General features: G+C 66.5%; 16 protein-coding genes and 1 riboswitch. Of the genes, 7 read left to right on the top strand and 9 right to left on the bottom strand.

The window, feature by feature from the left end; all coding sequences use genetic code 11:
• Positions 1-239: 239 nt before the first annotated feature.
• Positions 240-515, top strand: a complete 276-nt coding sequence (locus ABIC50_RS18095; protein WP_354165889.1) for an early set domain-containing protein — start codon at positions 240-242, stop codon at positions 513-515.
• Between the two features lie 218 nt (positions 516-733).
• A complete protein-coding gene (locus tag ABIC50_RS18090) occupies positions 734-2158 on the top strand; it encodes a DHA2 family efflux MFS transporter permease subunit (RefSeq protein WP_354165886.1) in 1425 nt (474 codons plus the stop codon).
• A gap of 311 nt (positions 2159-2469) precedes the next feature.
• Here the strand turns inward: ABIC50_RS18090 and ABIC50_RS18085 are convergent, their stop codons facing one another.
• From ABIC50_RS18085 to ABIC50_RS18075, 3 genes are all read right to left on the bottom strand, one after another.
• Positions 2470-3213, bottom strand: coding sequence for a 2OG-Fe(II) oxygenase (locus tag ABIC50_RS18085; RefSeq protein WP_342611519.1), 744 nt, complete (start codon positions 3211-3213; stop codon positions 2470-2472).
• A 456-nt stretch (positions 3214-3669) separates the two neighbouring features.
• On the bottom strand, positions 3670-5262 hold the full coding sequence (locus ABIC50_RS18080; RefSeq protein ID WP_212120910.1) for an inorganic phosphate transporter: 1593 nt from the start codon (positions 5260-5262) through the stop codon (positions 3670-3672).
• Between the two features lie 139 nt (positions 5263-5401).
• Positions 5402-5989 (bottom strand): histidine phosphatase family protein, encoded by a 588-nt coding sequence (locus ABIC50_RS18075; protein WP_354165884.1) that lies wholly within the window; start codon positions 5987-5989, stop codon positions 5402-5404.
• A gap of 43 nt (positions 5990-6032) precedes the next feature.
• Positions 6033-6174, top strand: a riboswitch (cobalamin riboswitch).
• A gap of 34 nt (positions 6175-6208) precedes the next feature.
• Here ABIC50_RS18075 and ABIC50_RS18070 point away from each other — a divergent pair.
• Together ABIC50_RS18070 and ABIC50_RS18065 are read left to right on the top strand one after the other, a co-directional pair.
• A complete protein-coding gene (locus tag ABIC50_RS18070) occupies positions 6209-6418 on the top strand; it encodes a CbtB domain-containing protein (protein WP_006752367.1) in 210 nt (69 codons plus the stop codon).
• A gap of 13 nt (positions 6419-6431) precedes the next feature.
• Positions 6432-7154, top strand: a complete 723-nt coding sequence (locus ABIC50_RS18065; RefSeq protein WP_354165882.1) for a CbtA family protein — start codon at positions 6432-6434, stop codon at positions 7152-7154.
• A 22-nt stretch (positions 7155-7176) separates the two neighbouring features.
• On the opposite strand, the gene ABIC50_RS18060 is transcribed toward ABIC50_RS18065, so the two are convergent.
• Positions 7177-8085 carry a LysR family transcriptional regulator gene (locus tag ABIC50_RS18060; protein WP_354165881.1) on the bottom strand — a complete coding sequence of 303 codons (909 nt, stop codon included), beginning with the start codon at positions 8083-8085 and terminating at the stop codon, positions 7177-7179.
• Between the two features lie 128 nt (positions 8086-8213).
• Here ABIC50_RS18060 and metE point away from each other — a divergent pair, with 128 nt between their 5' ends.
• Complete coding sequence (gene metE, locus ABIC50_RS18055) at positions 8214-10508, top strand: 5-methyltetrahydropteroyltriglutamate--homocysteine S-methyltransferase (protein ID WP_354165879.1); 2295 nt, start codon at positions 8214-8216, stop codon at positions 10506-10508.
• 79 nt (positions 10509-10587) lie between these two features.
• Here the strand turns inward: metE and ABIC50_RS18050 are convergent, their stop codons facing one another.
• The 4 genes from ABIC50_RS18050 to speB form a co-directional block, all read right to left on the bottom strand.
• Positions 10588-11385 carry a carbon-nitrogen hydrolase family protein gene (locus ABIC50_RS18050; RefSeq protein ID WP_229081345.1) on the bottom strand — a complete coding sequence of 266 codons (798 nt, stop codon included), beginning with the start codon at positions 11383-11385 and terminating at the stop codon, positions 10588-10590.
• Positions 11382-12881, bottom strand: coding sequence for a purine-cytosine permease family protein (locus ABIC50_RS18045; RefSeq protein ID WP_354165878.1), 1500 nt, complete (start codon positions 12879-12881; stop codon positions 11382-11384). Before ABIC50_RS18045 ends, ABIC50_RS18050 begins: the two co-directional genes overlap by 4 nt.
• A gap of 130 nt (positions 12882-13011) precedes the next feature.
• On the bottom strand, positions 13012-14328 hold the full coding sequence (locus ABIC50_RS18040) for an MFS transporter (RefSeq protein WP_175745994.1): 1317 nt from the start codon (positions 14326-14328) through the stop codon (positions 13012-13014).
• A 54-nt stretch (positions 14329-14382) separates the two neighbouring features.
• Positions 14383-15339 carry an agmatinase gene (gene speB / locus ABIC50_RS18035; RefSeq protein WP_006752372.1) on the bottom strand — a complete coding sequence of 319 codons (957 nt, stop codon included), beginning with the start codon at positions 15337-15339 and terminating at the stop codon, positions 14383-14385.
• Between the two features lie 136 nt (positions 15340-15475).
• Between speB and ABIC50_RS18030 the strand changes: the two genes are divergently transcribed.
• Positions 15476-16387 carry a LysR family transcriptional regulator gene (locus ABIC50_RS18030; protein WP_126226071.1) on the top strand — a complete coding sequence of 304 codons (912 nt, stop codon included), beginning with the start codon at positions 15476-15478 and terminating at the stop codon, positions 16385-16387.
• Positions 16388-16512: 125 nt separating this feature from the next.
• On the opposite strand, the gene ABIC50_RS18025 is transcribed toward ABIC50_RS18030, so the two are convergent.
• Positions 16513-16977 (bottom strand): Lrp/AsnC family transcriptional regulator, encoded by a 465-nt coding sequence (locus ABIC50_RS18025; protein WP_006752374.1) that lies wholly within the window; start codon positions 16975-16977, stop codon positions 16513-16515.
• 134 nt (positions 16978-17111) lie between these two features.
• Here ABIC50_RS18025 and ABIC50_RS18020 point away from each other — a divergent pair, with 134 nt between their 5' ends.
• Positions 17112-17735, top strand: coding sequence for a LysE family translocator (locus ABIC50_RS18020; protein ID WP_006758659.1), 624 nt, complete (start codon positions 17112-17114; stop codon positions 17733-17735).
• Positions 17736-17764: the final 29 nt, after the last annotated feature.

The raw sequence follows: 17764 nt of genomic DNA, 5'->3' as shown, positions 1-17764 counted from the left end.
AAGTAGGTAATCGTCAGGCTCCCTAAGCCAAGAACCCCCGCCCGAAAGGCGGGGGTTTTTGCATTGGCGCGGCGGAAAGAGCGATGGCAGCGAGGTGGGGCCTTGGCGCCGGCGGGCAGGGGAGCTGGCCGTGCAGAATCCTCGCGCATGCCGCATCCGTAGGGCCGGTGGGGCAGCTAGATCGGCCACATCACACTTCCTTGCTTCACCGTCACAGACGAACATCCCAGGCAATCCAAATGAAAAAGCTCGTTCCGCTTTTGTATTGCTTCGCCCTGCTGGGATGGGCTGCACAGTCTCACGCTGACTGCGTCCATGCGCCATTTCACGCAAAATTCCAGGATGCAGACGGCGATGTGGGCCCGTTCGCCAATATGAAGTTTTCCGTGATCCGGGTGTCGGATGGCGCCGTGGTCTATCAAGGGACAACCGACGACCACGGGCGCGCTGACTGGAATGATGGGTGTCGAGGCGAGCACTATAGAATTCGCCAGGATGGCCTGATGGGCGAGTAACATCGCCGATCTTCTCCAATATTGGCTCGAATACGCGCTTTATTGACGTCGGTGGCATGGGTGGCCGCCTGCGGAGCCATGTCGAATCTATGCGCATAAAGTGGTTTCACGCCAAGTGTCCGTAGCGCGGAGTGCGGACACTTCAGGGTAATATCGCCACTCGTCCGGCTTCCGCGCGTGGTTGCCGGTGTATTCCGCCTTCCGCAACTGCATCGTTCATGACTTCCAGCTCTGCTCAGAGTGGTCGGACGACCGACTTCTTGCCGTATCTCGTCGCCGCGACCTTCTTCATGGAGTATCTCGACACGACCGTGATCGCGACCGCGCTGCCGCAGATGGCGCATTCCTTTGGCGTCGGGCCGAATGCGCTGAGTCTCGGGATGACGGCCTACATGCTCGCGCTTGCGGTGTTCATCCCGATCAGCGGGTGGATCGCGGACCGATACGGTTCCCGCACGGTGTTCGGCAGCGCGATCGTGATTTTTACCGGGGCATCGATTCTGTGCGGGCTGTCCAACGGCGTGGTGACGTTTACGGCCGCACGCGTGCTGCAGGGCGTCGGCGGGGCGATGATGGTGCCGGTCGGGCGGATGATCGTCGTGCGCAGCACCGAGAAAGCACGGCTGATGCGCGCGATCGCGACTATCACGTGGCCGGGTATCGTTGCGCCGGTCGTCGGGCCGCCGATCGGCGGTTTCATCACGACCTATGCGTCCTGGCGATGGATCTTCCTGTTGAACGTGCCGCTTGGCCTCGCCGCGCTGGTCTGCACGTGCTTGATCGTCCGGAACACGCGCGCGGACGAACAGCGGCCGCTTGATTGGGTCGGGTTCGTGCTGGCGGGCGGTGCGCTGACCTGTCTGCTGCTGGGTACCGAAACGGCCGGTCAGCAGGATGCGCAGTTCACGCGTGCGGCGGTGCTGGTCGGGGCCAGCGTGTTGTTCGGCGTCGCCGCGTGGCTGCACGCGCGGCGTTGCGCGTACCCGCTGCTCGACTTCACGACGCTGAAGGTGCCGACCTTCTCGGTCACGGTGCTCACCGGATCGGTCACGCGGATTGCGATCAATGCGGTGCCGTATCTGCTGCCATTGCTGTTTCAGATTGGTTTCGGGCTGTCGCCGTTCCAGTCCGGTTTGCTGTTGCTCGCGAGCGCGCTCGGCAATCTGGGCATGAAGGCGGGCACGTCGTGGATCCTCGATCGTTTCGGGTTCCGCCGCGTCGCGCTCGTCGACGTGATGATCGTCGGCTTCTTCACGATCGCATGCGGCTGGCTGACCGCGTCGACGCCGCTTGCGATCACGCTGCTGGTCGTATTCGTCTACGGGCTGACGCGCTCGATGCAGTTCACGACGCTCGCGACCCTCGCCTATGCCGATGTTCCGCCGCACCAGACGAGCGCTGCGAGCACGCTGTGGAGCGCCGCGCAGCAGATGACGATCGGAATGGGGATCGCATTCGGCGCGCTGGCATTGCGGCTCGCCGCGCTGATGCGCGGCGATGCGGCCGGGATTCACTACGTGCTCGACGATTTTCGCTGGGCGTTCGTTGCCGCGGGCGTGCTCGCGCTGCTGACGTTGCCGGGCTATGCGCGGCTCGCGTCCGATGCGGGCGACCGACTTCGGGCGAGTGCCGCGCGAGGATAGGTTGAACGGCCGGTCGGGCGTGAATCGCGACGGGTGCATATGGTCGCGCTCGGTTGCTCAGCTCGCCTGACGGTTCGGTGCGTCACGGGCGCGATGAAGCTTCGCGCATGCATTTCGTGAACACGCTGCCGTGTTGCCGGCGATGCTCAGCTACCCATGCCGCGCACGCACGACCTCGGGCCTGATGCGCCACCCGCCACCCGCCGCCCACCACCCGTCGCCACCCGGCACCCGGCACCTGCGCCACCGCCGTCGCCGTCGCCGTCGCTGCCGCTGCCACCCGAAGCCACCGTTCTCACGTCCGCTTGCCGCTACTGAGCATCATGAAAGATGATGCCGACCGTATGGCGGTGCCCGGTCCGGATACGGCTCACGCCGTGACGCAGGTTGACGCGATAGACGCCGCGCGTTCCCTGTACGGGCCTGCCGTGCACGGCGAAGATCACAGCGTCGCCTTGTGTCAGCGGCACGACTTCCGCACGCGACTGCATCCGCGGCCGCTGTTCCGTCAGCACGAACTCCCCACCCGTGAAATCGCGGCCCGGCGCCGACAGGAGAATCGCGACCTGCAGCGGAAAGACGTGCTCGCCATACAGGTCCTGATGGAGGCAGTTGTAGTCGTCCGCACCGTACTGCAGGATCAGCGGTGTCGGTCGGGTCTGTCCCGCCGCATGGCAGCGCTCGAGGAATGACGCGTGGTCGGCCGGGTAGCGGACGTCGATCCCGAGCGCTTGGTTCCAGCGATTCGCGATCGGCGCGAGATGCGGATAGATCGCGGTTCGTAACGTGTCGACGACTGCCGGCAGCGGATAAGCGAAATACCGATATTCGCCGCGGCCGAAGCCATGCCGCGCCATGACGACGCGCGAACGGTAAAGCGCATCGCGCGGATAGAGCGACGCCAGCGCCGTGCATTCGTCGGCGCGGAGAAGGCCCGGTACGCGAGCGCACCCATAGCGATCGAGTTCGGTACCGACGGCGGTCCAGTCGACTGCGCTCACGCGTTGTACGAGGTCGGCAGATTCGAGGGCGGGTTGCAGATCGGCAATGTTCACGGGTGTACCTCGTTCGTCAGCGATGGGGATGCGGAGTCGTGCAGGCATGTCGCGCGCGCCGGAATCTGTGCGGGCGGTCGCAGCGGGATGGTCGGCGACGCGATGTCGGGCAGCGTTGCGAGCACGACCGTGTCCCAGATGAAAGTCGATGAACCCAGTCTAATGTCGCCGATGCGACGGCGCGCTCCAGATCTTGCGCTTCAATTCGGGAGAGAGGGGGCAGATCGCGGCGCGAGCGGTCGGACGCAACGGCGATTCAGTGCGACGTCGTTGCGCGACTGACCGGGATAAGTTCAGCGTAATGTGCGCGACACGGACGGCGAGGCCTGCGAGACGAAGAGACGAAGAGACGAAGAGACGAAGAGACGAAGAGACGAAGAGGCGAACCGACGTAGCAACCGAACCAAATTCTCGCCGGCGAGCGACCAATTCCCCGGCCGCTCGCCGCCCATCCGCTTAGGCGATCGACCTGAACAGCCAGTAAAGCCCAGCCGCGAGTGCGATCGACGCCGGGAGCGTCAGCACCCACGCGAGCACGAGGCTGCGCACCGTGCTCCACTGCAATCCGGACCCGTTCGCCGCCATCGTGCCCGCGACGCCCGACGACAGCACGTGCGTCGTCGACACGGGTAGCCCGTACACGTCGGCCGCGCCGATCGTCAGCATCGCGACGAGTTCGGCCGACGCACCCTGTCCGTACGTCAGATGCTGCTTGCCGATTTTCTCGCCGACGGTCACGACGATCCGCTTCCAGCCGACCATAGTGCCGAGACCCAGCGCGATCGCAACGGCCACTTTCACCCAGGTCGGAATGAACTTGGTCGCGTGATCGAGCTGCTTGCGATAGTTGTCGATCGCGAGCTTGTCGTCGGCGGCGAACGCGGGCCGACCCGCCTTCTCGATCAGGCGAATCGCTTCGGATACCAGATACATCGTGTTGCGCACGTTGTCGACGTCGCCCTGCGGCACGGCCGCCATCGAGCCCGACGAGCCGACCGAAGCCGCGAGCGACGTGGACAGTTGCTGCACGGCCGGCAGCACGGCAGGCGTCATCTCGCGGTGCTGCACGAAGTGCTCGACGTCGGCGCGCGGATTCGCGGACGGCGCGACGCCATTCGAATATTTCGCGAAGGTCGCGGCGGCCTGGTTCGCGACGGCGACGAAGGTTTGCGATTCGGCCGTCGTGACCGCCTTGTTCAGCGCATACGCAGTCGGCATCGTGCCGATCAGGATCAGCATGATGAGGCCCATCCCCTTCTGCCCATCGTTCGACCCGTGCGCGAACGACACGCCGGTACACGTGAGGATCAGCAGGCAGCGGATCCAGAACGGCGGCGGCTGATCCTTCGGCGGCTCCTTGTACAGCTCCGGAATCCGCACGACGGCCTTCAGCACGAGCAGCAGCAGCGACGCGCACAGGAACCCGACGATCGGCGACAACAGCAGCGATTTGCCGACGCCGAGCGCCTGGCCCCAGTCGACGCCGCTCGTGCCCGACGGCCCGTGCATCAACTGGTTCATCAGCCCGACGCCGATGATCGATCCGATCAGCGTATGCGAGCTCGACGACGGCAACCCGAAATACCAGGTCGCCAGGTTCCAGACGATCGCGGCGATCAGCAGCGCGAACACCATCGCGAAACCCGACCCGCTGCCGACCTGCAGGATCAGCTCGACCGGCAGCAGCTGCAGGATGCCGAAGGCGACGGCCCCGCTGGAAACCATCACGCCGAGGAAGTTCCACATGCCGGACCAGATCACCGCGACGTTCGGCGTCAGCGAGTGGGTGTAGATCACGGTCGCGACCGCATTCGCGGTGTCGTGGAAACCGTTGACGAATTCGAAGCCGAGCGCGATCACCAGCGCGGCGCCGAGCATCAGGTACGGGAACAGCGACCCTTCGCGCACGGGCGACAGATCGGCGATCAGGTGGGTGGCGATATAGACGGCGCCGGCCGCGAGTACCAGCAGAAAGACGGCATAGCCGACCTGTCGGGTACGTTCGGTGGAGCCGGAGTGATTCGCGGCGGACGAAGCAGGCTGATTCATGGCGGCATCTCGTAAGGTAACCGCAGCCGATCCTAGCTTTCGCTACCAGTCAGTTTGATGACAGTCGGGAGGACGAACCATTTTCTTACAGGGATGTAAGAAAATGCGCCGTCATTCTCCATATAGTGAGCAGGCGGGCTTACGCATCGGCATCGCGTCGAACGTCGTCCGTGATCGACGTCCAGCCATCGCCCGACGCGGCGAATATCGTGCACGACAGCGGCGCGACGTCGATGCGGGTCGCCGCCTTCGCGTCCATCCGGCGTACGTGCGCGATGGCCGCCCGCACGATCGCCGCATGCGTGATCGCGACGATATCGCGGTTACGTGGCAGTGCGCTCAACCATGCGCCGACGCGGCGCGCGACGTCTTCGAACGATTCACCGCCGTGCGGCGACGCGGACGGATCGTCGAGCCACGCGCCGAGTTCGTCCGGCACCTCGCGCGCGAGGTCATGCAGCCGCTTGCCGTGCCAGTGGCCGTAGTCGACATCGCGCAGCGCGTCGTCGATGTCCGCGCGCAGCCCAAGCGCGTCGGCGGTCTGCCGCGCGCACCGTGCGGGGCTGCACAGCACGATCGCGCCGGGGGCGCCTGCGAATCGCCCGCGCAGCGCGGCAGCCTCGGCGAGCCCGGGTGCATCGAGCGGATCGTCGGCGGGAAACGCGCCGATGCGCATCGCGCGGGTCGGCGCATGCGCAACCAGGCGCAGCGAGGCAGGTTGGGTCATGTCGATGGCCGGAAAGTTCGGAACGGCCGCGCCCGTGATGCGCGGGCCTTCAACACGCGAACGTTCGCGCGTACAATTCGCCCGATACGAGGGGCGGAAGCCGGTGCAAGCCCGGCGCGGTCGCGCCACTGTAACCGCGGATCTTCAATCCCGGAAGCCAGACCTGCCTTCGTATTCCATCCAACATTTGTCGGGGCGCGATTCCCCTGAGGTGCATCCATGAGCGAAGCAGTGCTGAAGCCGGTCGTCGTGCCGGCGCCCATTCCCGTCCGCGAGCTGTTGCCGTGGGCCATCTTCGTCGGCCTGATCCTGTTGCTCGCGCTCTATTTCGTCGGAGCGGAACAAGGGGCGACGTCGCTCGTCCCGGGCATGTACGTGCACGAGTTCGTCCACGACGGCCGCCATCTGCTCGGCTTTCCCTGCCACTGACGCGGAGTACACGATGGTCGGAAAGCTGCTCATGCGCGGGATGCTCGCAGGCATCGTCGCGGGCCTCCTCACGTTCGGTTTCGCCAGAATCGTCGGCGAACCGCAAGTCGATCAGGCGATCTCCTTCGGAGAAAAAGTCGACGCCGCCAACGGCGAAGCGCCGGAGCCCGAACTGGTCAGCCGCCACACGCAGGCCGGCCTCGGCCTGCTGACGGGCGTCGTGACCTACGGCGCGGCATTCGGCGGGCTGTTCTCGCTGGTCTTCGCGTTTGCATACGGACGAGGCAGCCGCCTCCCGGCGCGGCCGCTCGCGGCATGGCTCGCGGTGGCGGCGTTCGTCGCGCTCGTGATCGTGCCGAGCATCAAATACCCGGCCAATCCGCCGGCGGTTGGTGACCACGACACGATCGGCTATCGCACGGGCCTGTTCTTCCTGATGATCGCGATCTCGGTCGCGACGATGGCGTTCTCGGTCAGCGTGCGTCGTCATCTGCTGGCGAAACTCGGCCCGTGGAACGCATCGATCGTCGCGGGGCTCGCGTTCGTCGCGATCATCGCGGCCGTGCAGATCGGGCTGCCGTCGATCGATGAAGTGCCGGCCGAATTCCCGGCCGCGGTGCTGTGGAAGTTCCGCGTCGCCGCGATCGGCATGCAGGCGATCATGTGGACGACGATCGGCCTGCTGTTCGGCGCATGGGTCGAACGCGGCGAACGCACCGGCATGCGCGCCGCCTGACGCGCATCGCATCGGGGCGCGCCTAGCGCAGCATGCGCGGCGCGCTCCACGTCGATTCGCGCGCGAGCGCGACGAATGCGGCCAGATAGTCGATCGACGCATCCGCCTCGCGGATGCCCAGGAAGATCTGTTTCGCGATGCCCTTCTTCCCGAGCTTGACCGGTATGACCGGCATCCGGTCCGCGTATTCATCGGCAAGCCATCTCGGCAGCGCGGCCACGCCGCGCCCGCTCGCCACCATCTGCAGCATGATGTCGGTCGTCTCGATCGACTTGTGGCGCCGCGGCACGATGCCGGCCGGCGTCAGGAACTGGTTGTAGATGTCGAGCCGGTCGGTCTCGACCGGGTAGGTGATCAGGACCTCGTCGGTCAGCTGCTCGGGCGTCACGTAGTCGGCGTTCGCGAACCGGTGCGCATCCGCGACCACCAGCACCTGCTCGTAATCGAACACGGGATCGAAGCGCAGCCCCGGCTTGTTCAGCGGGTCGGGCGTCACGAGCACGTCGATGTCATGGCCGAACAGCGCGCCGATGCCGCCGAACTGGAAGCGCTGCTTCACGTCCACGTCGACGTCCGGCCAGCGCGACAGGTATGGCGACACGACCTTCAGCAGCCACTGGTAGCACGGATGGCATTCCATCCCGATGCGCAGCGTGCCGCGCTCGCCCTTTGCATACTGCTTCATCCGCTCCTCGGCGAGCTCGAACTGCGGCAGCAGCCGGTTCGCCAGCTTCAGCAGATATTGCCCGCCCTGCGTCAGCCGCAGGCCGCGGCCCTCCCGATCCCAGATCGGCGTGCCGAGCTGCTGCTCGATTTTCCGGACGGTATGGCTGAGCGCCGATTGCGTGAGGTGCAGCGCATTGGCGGCGGCGGTCAGCGAGCCCTGGCGCTCGACTTCGCGGATCACGACGAGATGGAATCGTTCCAGCATGGATATCGCTCACCCCACAAACACATGAACAAATTTAATGGATGAATGAAATAATGCCATTTTATTTCATGGGATGAAATCCCTATGATGGCTGCCGGATCTTCAATTTCTCTCTGGACGGCAGCTTCATGGTTACGACACACAACCTCGGTTTTCCGCGCATCGGCGCGCAGCGCGAACTCAAGTTCGGTCTCGAACGCTACTGGAAGGGCGAATCGTCGCGCGACGCGCTGAAGGCACTCGGCGCCGAGCTGCGCGCGCGTCATTGGAACGCCCAGCGCGACCTCGATCTCGCGCCGATCGGCGATTTCTCGTTCTACGACCAGGTGCTCGACATGAGCTTTACGCTCGGCAACCTGCCGAAGCGCGTGCAGGGCTTCCACGGCGACGTGCTCGACAACTATTTCCGCGTCGCGCGCGGCCGTTCGGCGCAAGCGGCGGACGCGCATGCCGCTTGCTGCGGCGGCGTTTCCGCCGGCGAAATGACGAAGTGGTTCGACACGAACTATCACTACATCGTCCCCGAATTTCACGCGGACACGAACTTTTCGCTCGATCCGTCGTGCCTGCTCCAGCAACTGGCTGAAGCCCGGGCGCTCGGCGTCGCCGGGAAGCCGGTGATCCTCGGCCCCGTCACGTACCTGTGGCTCGGCAAGGCGAAGGACGATTCGGATCGCCTCGCGTTGCTGCCGAAGCTGCTGCCCGTGTACGGCGCGCTGCTCGACACGCTGACCGCGCAGGGCGTCGAATGGGTGCAGATCGACGAACCGATCCTCGTCACCGAGCTCGACGCCGAATGGCGGCAGGCATTGCGCACCGCGTACGCGGCGCTGGAAACGCGCCGTATCAAGGTGCTGCTCGCCACGTACTTCGGCACGCTTGGGGACAACCTGACGCTCGCGGCGTCGCTGCCGGTCGATGGCCTGCATGTCGACGCGATCAACGCCCGCGACGAAGTCTACGCACTCGTGCGCGAGCTGCCGGCCGACCGTGTGCTGTCGGTGGGCGCGATCAACGGCCGCAACATCTGGAAGACGGACCTGAACGCGACGCTCGACTGGCTCGAGCCGCTCGCGAAGCAACTGGGCGAGCGCCTGTGGATCGCGCCGTCGTGCTCGCTGCTGCACGTGCCGGTCGATCTCGCGAGCGAAGAGAAGCTCGACGCGGAGATCCGTTCGTGGCTCGCGTTCGCGCTGCAGAAGCTCGACGAACTAAAGGTGCTCGCGATGGCGCTGAATGAAGGCCGCGACAAGGTGGCCGACGCGCTTGCCGCCAACGCCGCGGCGATCGACTCGCGCCGCCGTTCGCCGCGCGTGAACAACCCGGCGGTGAAGGCCGCGCTCGCGCGCATCGACGCGCAGCTCGGCAACCGCGCGAGTCCCTATACGCAGCGCGCGCCGAAGCAGTCGGCTCGCCTGAACCTGCCGGCCTTCCCCACGACGACGATCGGCTCGTTCCCGCAGACCGCCGACATCCGCCACGCGCGCAGCCAGTTCAAGGCCGGCGCGCTGGATGAAGCCGGCTACCGCGCGGCGATGCAGGCCGAGATCGAGCGCAGCGTGCGCGAACAGGAATTGCTCGAACTCGACGTGCTCGTGCATGGCGAAGCCGAGCGCAACGACATGGTCGAATACTTCGGCGAGCAGCTCGACGGCTACGCATTCAGCCAGTTCGGCTGGGTGCAGTCGTACGGGTCGCGCTGCGTGAAGCCGCCGATCCTGTTCGGCGACATCAGCCGTCCGAAGGCGATGACGGTCGAATGGATCACGTACGCGCAGTCGCTGACGAACAAGCCGATGAAGGGCATGCTGACCGGCCCCGTGACGATCCTGAACTGGTCGTTCGTGCGCGATGACCAGCCGCGCTCGGTGTCGTGCTACCAGCTCGCGCTCGCGATTCGCGACGAAGTGCTCGATCTCGAGAAGGCCGGCGTGCGCGTGATCCAGATCGACGAAGCGGCGCTGCGTGAAGGGCTGCCGCTGCGCCGCGCGCAATGGGGCGAGTACCTGAAGTGGGCGGTCGAATCGTTCCGCATCACCGCGAACGGCGTGCAGGACGACACGCAGATCCACACGCACATGTGCTATTCGGAGTTCAATGACATCATCGCGTCGATCGCCGACATGGACGCAGACGTGATCACGATCGAGACGTCGCGCTCGGACATGGAACTGCTCGACGCATTCGACAGCTTCAGGTATCCGAACGAGATCGGGCCGGGCGTGTACGACATCCATTCGCCGAACATCCCGACGCAGGATCACATCGTCGGCCTGATGAGGAAGGCGGCCGAGCGGATTCCGGCGGAACGCCTGTGGGTGAACCCGGACTGCGGGCTGAAGACGCGCCAGTGGGCGGAAGTGATTCCGGCGCTGACGAACATGGTCGCCGCCGCGAAGGTGCTGCGCAATCAGGTGCAATGACGCGCAGGACGCTGCGCGCGCGCCGTCGCCACGATGCCGGATCGTCGCGGGCCATTCCCCATCCGCCGGGCCGTTCGCGTCAATTGCGCCGCGTCGCCGCGCCGAGCGGCACCGCGGCGAGGTCGACGTAGCGGAACGCCGCGCGTGCATCGCGAATCGCCGCGGGATCGAGCGTGACGTCGACGATCGCTTCCCGGTCGCCGGGCGCGACCGCGACGCACGTGCCGTCGGGGGCTGCGACGAGACTCGTGCCGCTGAACGTGTAGCGGTCGCCGGCGCCGACGCGGTTCGCCATCGCGACGTAGAGCTGGTTTTCCAGTGCGCGCACCGGAATCATCCGGCGATGCACGTCGCCGTACGGGTTCATCATGCCGTCGAGTATCACGATCAGTTCGGCCCCGGCATGCGCGAGCGCGCGCGCCGTTTCCGGAAACTCGAGATCGAAGCAGATCAGCAGGCCGACCTGCATCCCATGCCACGTGCAGACCGGAAACGCGTCGCCGGCCTCGAACACGCCGAGGTCGGATTCGTACAGATGCGTCTTCCGGTAGCGCAACAGCACGTCGCCGTTCGCATCGATCAGCAGCGCGGTGTTGAAGAAGCGCGAGCCGTCTCGTTCCGGGAAGCCGAACGCAACGGCGACCGCCGCATCGCGTGCGGCATCGCGTACCGCGGTGACGGACGGCCCGTCGAGCGGCTCGGCCAGCCGGGCGACGTCGTCGGGCGTCGGAAAGCCGCTGGCGTAAGTTTCGGAGAACACGACGAGGTCGGTTGCGCCGCGCGCGGCGGCGATGATTGCGAGCGCTTTGGCGAGATTGCCGGTAACGTCGCCGTCGCGCAGTGCCGACTGGACGATGCGAATGCGCGGACCGTTCATCGTGCGTCTCCGTGCGCCGCGGTGGCGGCCGGCGCGTCGGGCGCGGGTGTTCGGGCGATCACGCGCCGCTCGTGGTCGAGGTCGAGCGAGCGCGACAGCAGCCCGTAGACGCCGCCGGCGACGACCAACCCGACGAGCCACGCGAGATCGACGCCGCCGAGCATCCGCGCGAACGGGCCGACGAACACCTCGCGGTTCGCTTCGGCGTCGAACACGTAGAAGAACGGCACCATCGCCGCGAAGCCGATCAGGTACGACAGGATGCCGCGCGGTTGCCATGCACCGTACAGGCCGCGCGGCGTGAAGAAGTGCGCGATCGCGTAGCGGCCGCGGCGCACGAAGAAATAGTCGACGAGGTTCACCGCGGTCCACGGCACGAGGAAGTAGAGCATCAGCGTGAGGAACGTCTGCAGCAGCGCGATGCCGTTGCCGCGGATCGCGAACACGCAGCCGAGCACAAATGCGCTGATCGCGACGATCGACACGACGCGCGCGCGCCGGGTCGGCCTGATCGGCACGAGCGAATCGACGCCGGTGAGCACGGTCAGCATCGCGCTGTACGCATTGAGCGCGATGATCGGCAGGAAGCCGGCGATCGACACGATCGCGATCAGCTTGCCGAGGCCGGGTGCGAGCGACGTGCCGACGTCGTTCATCGCGACCAGCGCATCGGCCGCGTGCAGCGTCTGCGCGAGCCATGCGCCGAGCCCGATCATCCACGCGCCCGACAGCGACGCGCCGGCGAAGATCACCGCGATCAACTTCGCGCGGCTCGTGTGTTTCGGCAGGTAGCGCGAATAATCGGACACGTAGGGCGCATACGAGATGTTGTAGCTCGCGGCGATCGCGAACTGCGTCGCGAACGCGATCCAGCTGAAGCCCGGCGCGGCGGCGGTGCCCGCCTGTGCGGGCGCCGCGTGGCCGAACGCGAGCGCGAGCGTGACGAGTGCATAGAGCGGCAGCGTCGCGACCAGCGCCCACTTGAAGGCGCGGTGCATCAGGTCGTGGCCGTAGATCGCGAGCAGCGCGCCGATCGACACGGCCGCGACGGCGACGAATCCACTGTCGATTCCGAACACGTTATGCACGCCGTCGACAATCAGCGACACGTTCACGACATTGAAGCCGACGAACACGAACAACGTCGCGAGCAGCGCGACGATCACGCCGCGATAACCGAACTGCGCGCGCGACTGGATCATCTGCGGCAGGCCCATCTCCGGGCCCTGCGAACCGTGGAACGCCATGAAGAGCGTGCCGAACATGATGCCGAGCGCGCCGGCGAGCGTGGTCCAGCCGGCCGACAGCCCCATGCCGGGCCCGACGAAGCCGATCGAGATCGTGAAGAAATGGAAGTTGCCGAGGAACCAGAACGGGCCCTGGCTCGCGAGTTTCGCGTGGCGTTCGGTGTCGGGGATGTAGTCGATCGAGCGATGCTCGATCTTGAGACCGGCCGGTTCGGCGCGGTCGAGCGCGAGGGTGTCGGGGCGGTTCATGACGGGTGTCTCCTGGCGCGCGGCCGCGAGGTCGGGGCGCGCGCAAGCCTGCCGCGACAGCGTCGCAGCAGGCCCTGAATGATCGTGTAGGGGGGAGGACGGCCCGGGAGGCCGCCCGTCGGGTGGTGCGTCAGGCGGTGCGAGCGCCGCGCGGCAGCGCTTCACGCGGCGCGCCCGCATCGTCGATGCTGACACGGCGCGAGATCAGCCACACGCACAGCGACGACAGCACGGCGGCACTCGTGTACTGGATCGCGAGCGGCCACCATTGCGGCGCGACGTTCTGCGCGATCAGCGTCGCGACGAGCGGCGTCAGGCCGCCGGCGAGCGCCCCGCACACCTGGTACGCGATCGAGATCGCCGTATAGCGGATGCGTGCGATGAAGATGCCGCTGACGAACCCGGCGACCACCGAGTAGTAGCCCGATTCCGCGAGCGTCGCGAGGCCGACGCCGACGGTGATCGACAGCGGCGTGCCCATGTGTACGAGCGGCAGCATCACGAACGGCACGATCGCGGCCCAGGCGCCGGTGATCAGCAGCACGCGTGTCGTGCCGAAGCGCTGCGCGAGGAACGCGGCGGCGAGCTGCACGACGAACTGCAGCACGGCGACGATGGTCATGCAATGCAGCACCATCGACCGGTCGAGCGCCAGGAACTGCGTCGCGTAGCTGATCATGAAGATGTTGCTGAAATACACGCCGGCGATCCCGTACACGTTCGCGCCGATCGCGAGCAGCAGCAGCGGCCAGTACTTGAGCGCTTCGCGCACCGGGTTTTGCGCGGTGTTGCCGCTCTTCCTGACTTCCTCGAACTCGGGCGACTCCGACACGCTCGCGCGGATCACGAAGCCGACCACCAGCAGCACGGAACTCGCGAGGAACGGCACGCGCCAGCCCCAGCTCATCATGTCGTCTTTCGACAGCGTGCTGATCGCGCCGAACGCGAGCATCGACAGGATCAGGCCGCTCGCGCTGCCGAGCTGCGCGAACGACGCGAAGAACGTGCGCTTGCCTTCGGGCGCATGCTCGCCGGCGAGCAGCACCGCGCCGCCCCATTCGCCGCCGACCGCGATGCCTTGCAGCACGCGCATCAGCACGAGCAGGATCGGCGCAATCACGCCGGCCTGCGCATGGGTCGGCAGCAGGCCGATCGCGACCGTCGACACGGCCATCAGCATCAGCGTCGCGAGCAGCGAACGCTTGCGGCCGAAACGGTCGCCGAGATAGCCGAACATCACGCCGCCGAGCGGCCGCGCGAAGAAGCCGACCGCGAACGAGCCGAATGACGCGAGCAGGCTGACGAAGCGGTTTTCACCGGGAAAGAACAGCGGCCCGAACACGATGGCGGCGGCGGTCGCGTAGCTGTAGAAGTCGTACCACTCGATCGTGGTGCCGACGAACGACGCGAGCGCCGCCCGCTTCGGTTGTTTGACGGAAGTCCCCATCTGTTTTTGTGCTCCTCTGGAATCCTCTGATTTGGAATAGGTCGTGCGGCCGGGTCAGTCGCGGTATGCGACGCCGGGCAGCACGCACAGCAGCTCGTAGGCGAGGTTCGCGCCGAGCAGCGCCGTGGTGCCGAACGGGTCGTACGGCGGCGCGACTTCGACGAGATCGCAGCCGACGATGTTCAGCCCCTTCGCGCCGCGGATGATCTCGAGCGCCTGCGGCACCGTGAGGCCGGCGATTTCCGGCGTGCCGGTGCCGGGCGCGTAGGCCGGATCGATGCCGTCGATGTCGAAGCTGATGTAGACGGGCGTGTCGCCGACGCGCGCGCGCACTTCTTCCATCAGCGGCGCGAGCGACTTGTTCCAGCATTCCTCGGCCTGGACGACGCGGAAACCTTGCTCGCGGCACCAGTCGAAATCCTCCGCCGCGTAGCCGGTGCCGCGCAGGCCGATCTGCGTGACCTTGTCGCCGTGCAGCAGGCCTTCCTCGACCGCGCGGCGGAACGGCGTGCCGTGCGCGATCTTTTCGCCCATCATCGTATCGTTCACGTCGGCGTGCGCATCGACGTGGATCAATGCAACCTTGCCGTGCTTGCGGTGGATCGCGCGCAGGATCGGCAGCGCGATCGTATGGTCGCCGCCGAGCGTGATCGGCTTGCAGTCGTGCTCGAGGATCGCGTCGTATGCAGCCTCGATGCGCGCGATGGAATCGTGCAGGTTGTACGGGTTGATCGCGACGTCGCCGATGTCGGCGATCTGCAGCGAATCGAACGGCGCGGCACGGGTGGCCATGTTGTACGGGCGCAGCAGCACGGATTCGGTGCGGATCTGGCGCGGGCCGAAGCGTGCGCCGGTGCGGTTGGAGGTGCCGAGATCGAACGGCACGCCGACGAAGCATGCGTCGAGGCCCGCGGCGCTCGCCACGTGCGGCAGGCGCATCATCGTCGCGATGCCGCCGCAGCGCGGCATTTCATTGCCGCCGAGCGGCTGGAAATGGGTGTGGTCGTTCATGGTGTCTCTTCCGATGTGGGGTTGCCGTATCATGCGACGCGGCTTGGCGCATAGTCTTACGCGTCCGACCGCAAAGAAGAATGCGAAGATATCGACGTAAACATCGATCTTCATCGATGTATGGAAGGGGAATAGCGTGCTGGGGAATCTGTCGACCCTCGATCTGCGGTTGATCCGCGTGTTTCTCGCGGTCACGGACGCGGGCGGCGTGTCGGCCGCGCAGGCGATGCTGAACGTCGGCCAGTCGACGATCAGCGCGCAGCTGTCGTCGCTCGAGACACGGCTTGGCTACCGGCTCTGCGAGCGCGGCCGCAGCGGCTTCCGGCTCACGCCGAAGGGCGAGCGGTTCCACGCGATGAGCCGCAAGCTGCTCGCGGCGCTCGACGAATTCGGGATGGCGGCGCGGCACATGGACCGCCAGCTGGTCGGCACGCTGAACATCGGCCTGATCGGCCATACGCCGATCAGCCAGAACGCGCGGATCGCCGAGGCGATCGCCGCGTTCCGCGCGCGCGACCAGGCCGTGCGCTTCTCGATCTCGGTGCGCGCGCCGGGCGATCTCGAGGAGAAGCTGCTGAGCGACGAGATCCAGATTGCCGTCGGCTATTTCTGGCATCGCGTGCCGTCGCTGCATTACACGCCGCTGTTCATCGAGCGGCAGATCGCGTATTGCGGGCGCGGCCATCCGCTGTTCGACGCGGCCGGCGCGCTGACGCCGGCCGACGTCGCGGGATTCGAGTGGGCGTGGCGCTCGTATCCGCTGCCGGAGGCGCAGATGTCGACGACGCCCGACCGCGTGACCGCGACCGCCGACAACATGGAGGCCGTCGCGCTGCTGATCCTGTCGGGCCATCACCTCGGTTACCTGCCGCAGCACTTCGCAGCGCCGTACGTCGCGCAGGGGCTGCTCGCGCCGCTCAATCCGGAGCAGCTGCGCTACGACGTCACGTTCCACATGGTCGTCGCGCGCGACGGGCGCGGCAATCCGCTCGTGGAGGCGTTTCTCGAGGATCTCGAGCACGCGCACCAGGCGCCCGACGCCGTGTGAGGGCCGCGGCCGTCAAACAGGTGAACAACTGTTACGCGGCGGGCGGCCAACCGCCCACATCGATGGGCGTCGAAGTGACGGGGCGCGTGCGGTAACGTGCCGCTTTCCGCCGTTGGCCCGTCGCATCACGGCACCGGTAACCCCGCGTCGTGCTTCACTTCCCGCAACGACAGCGCGGATTCGATCGACGTCACGCCGGGCAGCATCCGCAGCGAATCACGGATGAACGTGCCGTAGTCGTCGAGATCGCGCGCGACCACCTGCAGCAGGTAGTCGGCCGTGCCCGCGACGTTGTGGCACGCGAGGATCCGCTCGATGGCGAGCACTTCCCGTTCGAACCGGTCGGCGACCTTGCGGTCGTGCGTCGCGAACCGCACGAGCACGAACGCGACGACGCCGTAGCCGAGCGCCTGGCGCGACAGCTGCGCGCGGTAGCGCTCGATGTAGCCGTCGTTTTCGAGACGTTTCAGGCGCCGCGCGCACGGCGTCTCGGACAGGCCGACGGAATCGGCGAGGCGCGCGATCGGCAGGCGGCCGTCGCGCTGCACCGCGGCAAGAATCGCGCGATCGGTTTTGTCGAGTTCGGTCATGTTGGCGGAATCCGTGTTGATGATCCCATAATTGTGGCGGATTCCGCTACGAATCGCCAATTCCGAGCCTTACAAGGCCAATAATCCCTCCACCTTCAGCGGCAACATATCGTCATTGAAGGACGGGGCAGACCATGATTTCCACGCATTTGCTGTTGATTTATCTCGCCGCGCTGGCGGCCATCTACGCGGTGCCGGGCCCCGACATGGCGCTCGTGCTGCAGACCAGCATCGGTCGCGGCGTACGGCCGGGCATGGCGGCGGCGGCCGGCCTGTCGCTGTCGCGCACCGCGCACGTGACGCTGTCCGCCTGCGGCGTCGCGGCGTTGATCCGCAGCGCGCCGTGGCTGTATGAAGCGATCCGCTACGGCGGCGCGCTGTATCTCGCGTACGTCGCGATCCAGGTGTTCCGCTCGCCGGTGTTCGCGCTCGGCGACGGCGACGCGGCCGCCGCGGGCGAGCTGCGTCAGTCGTTCTTCAAGGGGCTGCTGACCAACCTGCTGAACCCGAAGGCGCTGCTGTTCTGCTCGGTATTGCTGCCGCAATTCGTGCGGCCCGAGGCCGGGCCTGTCGTGTGGCAGATGTTCGAGCTTGGCGCGATGCTCGTCGCGGCCGGCGTGTGTTTCGACCTCGCATGCGTGTTCGGCGCGTCGCGCATCGCGGCGTGGATGCGCGCGCATCCGCTCGCGCAGACGGTGCAGCGCTGGACCTTCTCGGCGGCGCTGATCGGCTTCGCGCTGCGCCTGTCGATGGACTGATCTGCAACATCGCACTGCACTGCGCGGGT

It is taken from the genome of Burkholderia sp. 567, assembly GCF_040545115.1.
Lineage (GTDB): Bacteria > Pseudomonadota > Gammaproteobacteria > Burkholderiales > Burkholderiaceae > Burkholderia > Burkholderia ambifaria.
This window is presented reverse-complemented; position numbering and strand designations above follow the sequence as displayed.

What these genes read in the sequence shown, in the direction of transcription:
- ABIC50_RS18095 (WP_354165889.1), top strand. Translation starts at nt 240, where the DNA reads ATGAAAAAGCTCGTTCCGCTTTTGTATTGCTTCGCCCTGCTGGGATGG.
- ABIC50_RS18090 (WP_354165886.1), top strand. Translation starts at nt 734, where the DNA reads ATGACTTCCAGCTCTGCTCAGAGTGGTCGGACGACCGACTTCTTGCCG.
- ABIC50_RS18080 (WP_212120910.1), bottom strand. Translation starts at nt 5,262, where the DNA reads ATGAATCAGCCTGCTTCGTCCGCCGCGAATCACTCCGGCTCCACCGAA.
- ABIC50_RS18075 (WP_354165884.1), bottom strand. Translation starts at nt 5,989, where the DNA reads ATGACCCAACCTGCCTCGCTGCGCCTGGTTGCGCATGCGCCGACCCGC.
- ABIC50_RS18070 (WP_006752367.1), top strand. Translation starts at nt 6,209, where the DNA reads ATGAGCGAAGCAGTGCTGAAGCCGGTCGTCGTGCCGGCGCCCATTCCC.
- ABIC50_RS18065 (WP_354165882.1), top strand. Translation starts at nt 6,432, where the DNA reads ATGGTCGGAAAGCTGCTCATGCGCGGGATGCTCGCAGGCATCGTCGCG.
- ABIC50_RS18060 (WP_354165881.1), bottom strand. Translation starts at nt 8,085, where the DNA reads ATGCTGGAACGATTCCATCTCGTCGTGATCCGCGAAGTCGAGCGCCAG.
- metE (WP_354165879.1), top strand. Translation starts at nt 8,214, where the DNA reads ATGGTTACGACACACAACCTCGGTTTTCCGCGCATCGGCGCGCAGCGC.
- ABIC50_RS18050 (WP_229081345.1), bottom strand. Translation starts at nt 11,385, where the DNA reads ATGAACGGTCCGCGCATTCGCATCGTCCAGTCGGCACTGCGCGACGGC.
- ABIC50_RS18045 (WP_354165878.1), bottom strand. Translation starts at nt 12,881, where the DNA reads ATGAACCGCCCCGACACCCTCGCGCTCGACCGCGCCGAACCGGCCGGT.
- ABIC50_RS18040 (WP_175745994.1), bottom strand. Translation starts at nt 14,328, where the DNA reads ATGGGGACTTCCGTCAAACAACCGAAGCGGGCGGCGCTCGCGTCGTTC.
- speB (WP_006752372.1), bottom strand. Translation starts at nt 15,339, where the DNA reads ATGAACGACCACACCCATTTCCAGCCGCTCGGCGGCAATGAAATGCCG.
- ABIC50_RS18025 (WP_006752374.1), bottom strand. Translation starts at nt 16,977, where the DNA reads ATGACCGAACTCGACAAAACCGATCGCGCGATTCTTGCCGCGGTGCAG.
- ABIC50_RS18020 (WP_006758659.1), top strand. Translation starts at nt 17,112, where the DNA reads ATGATTTCCACGCATTTGCTGTTGATTTATCTCGCCGCGCTGGCGGCC.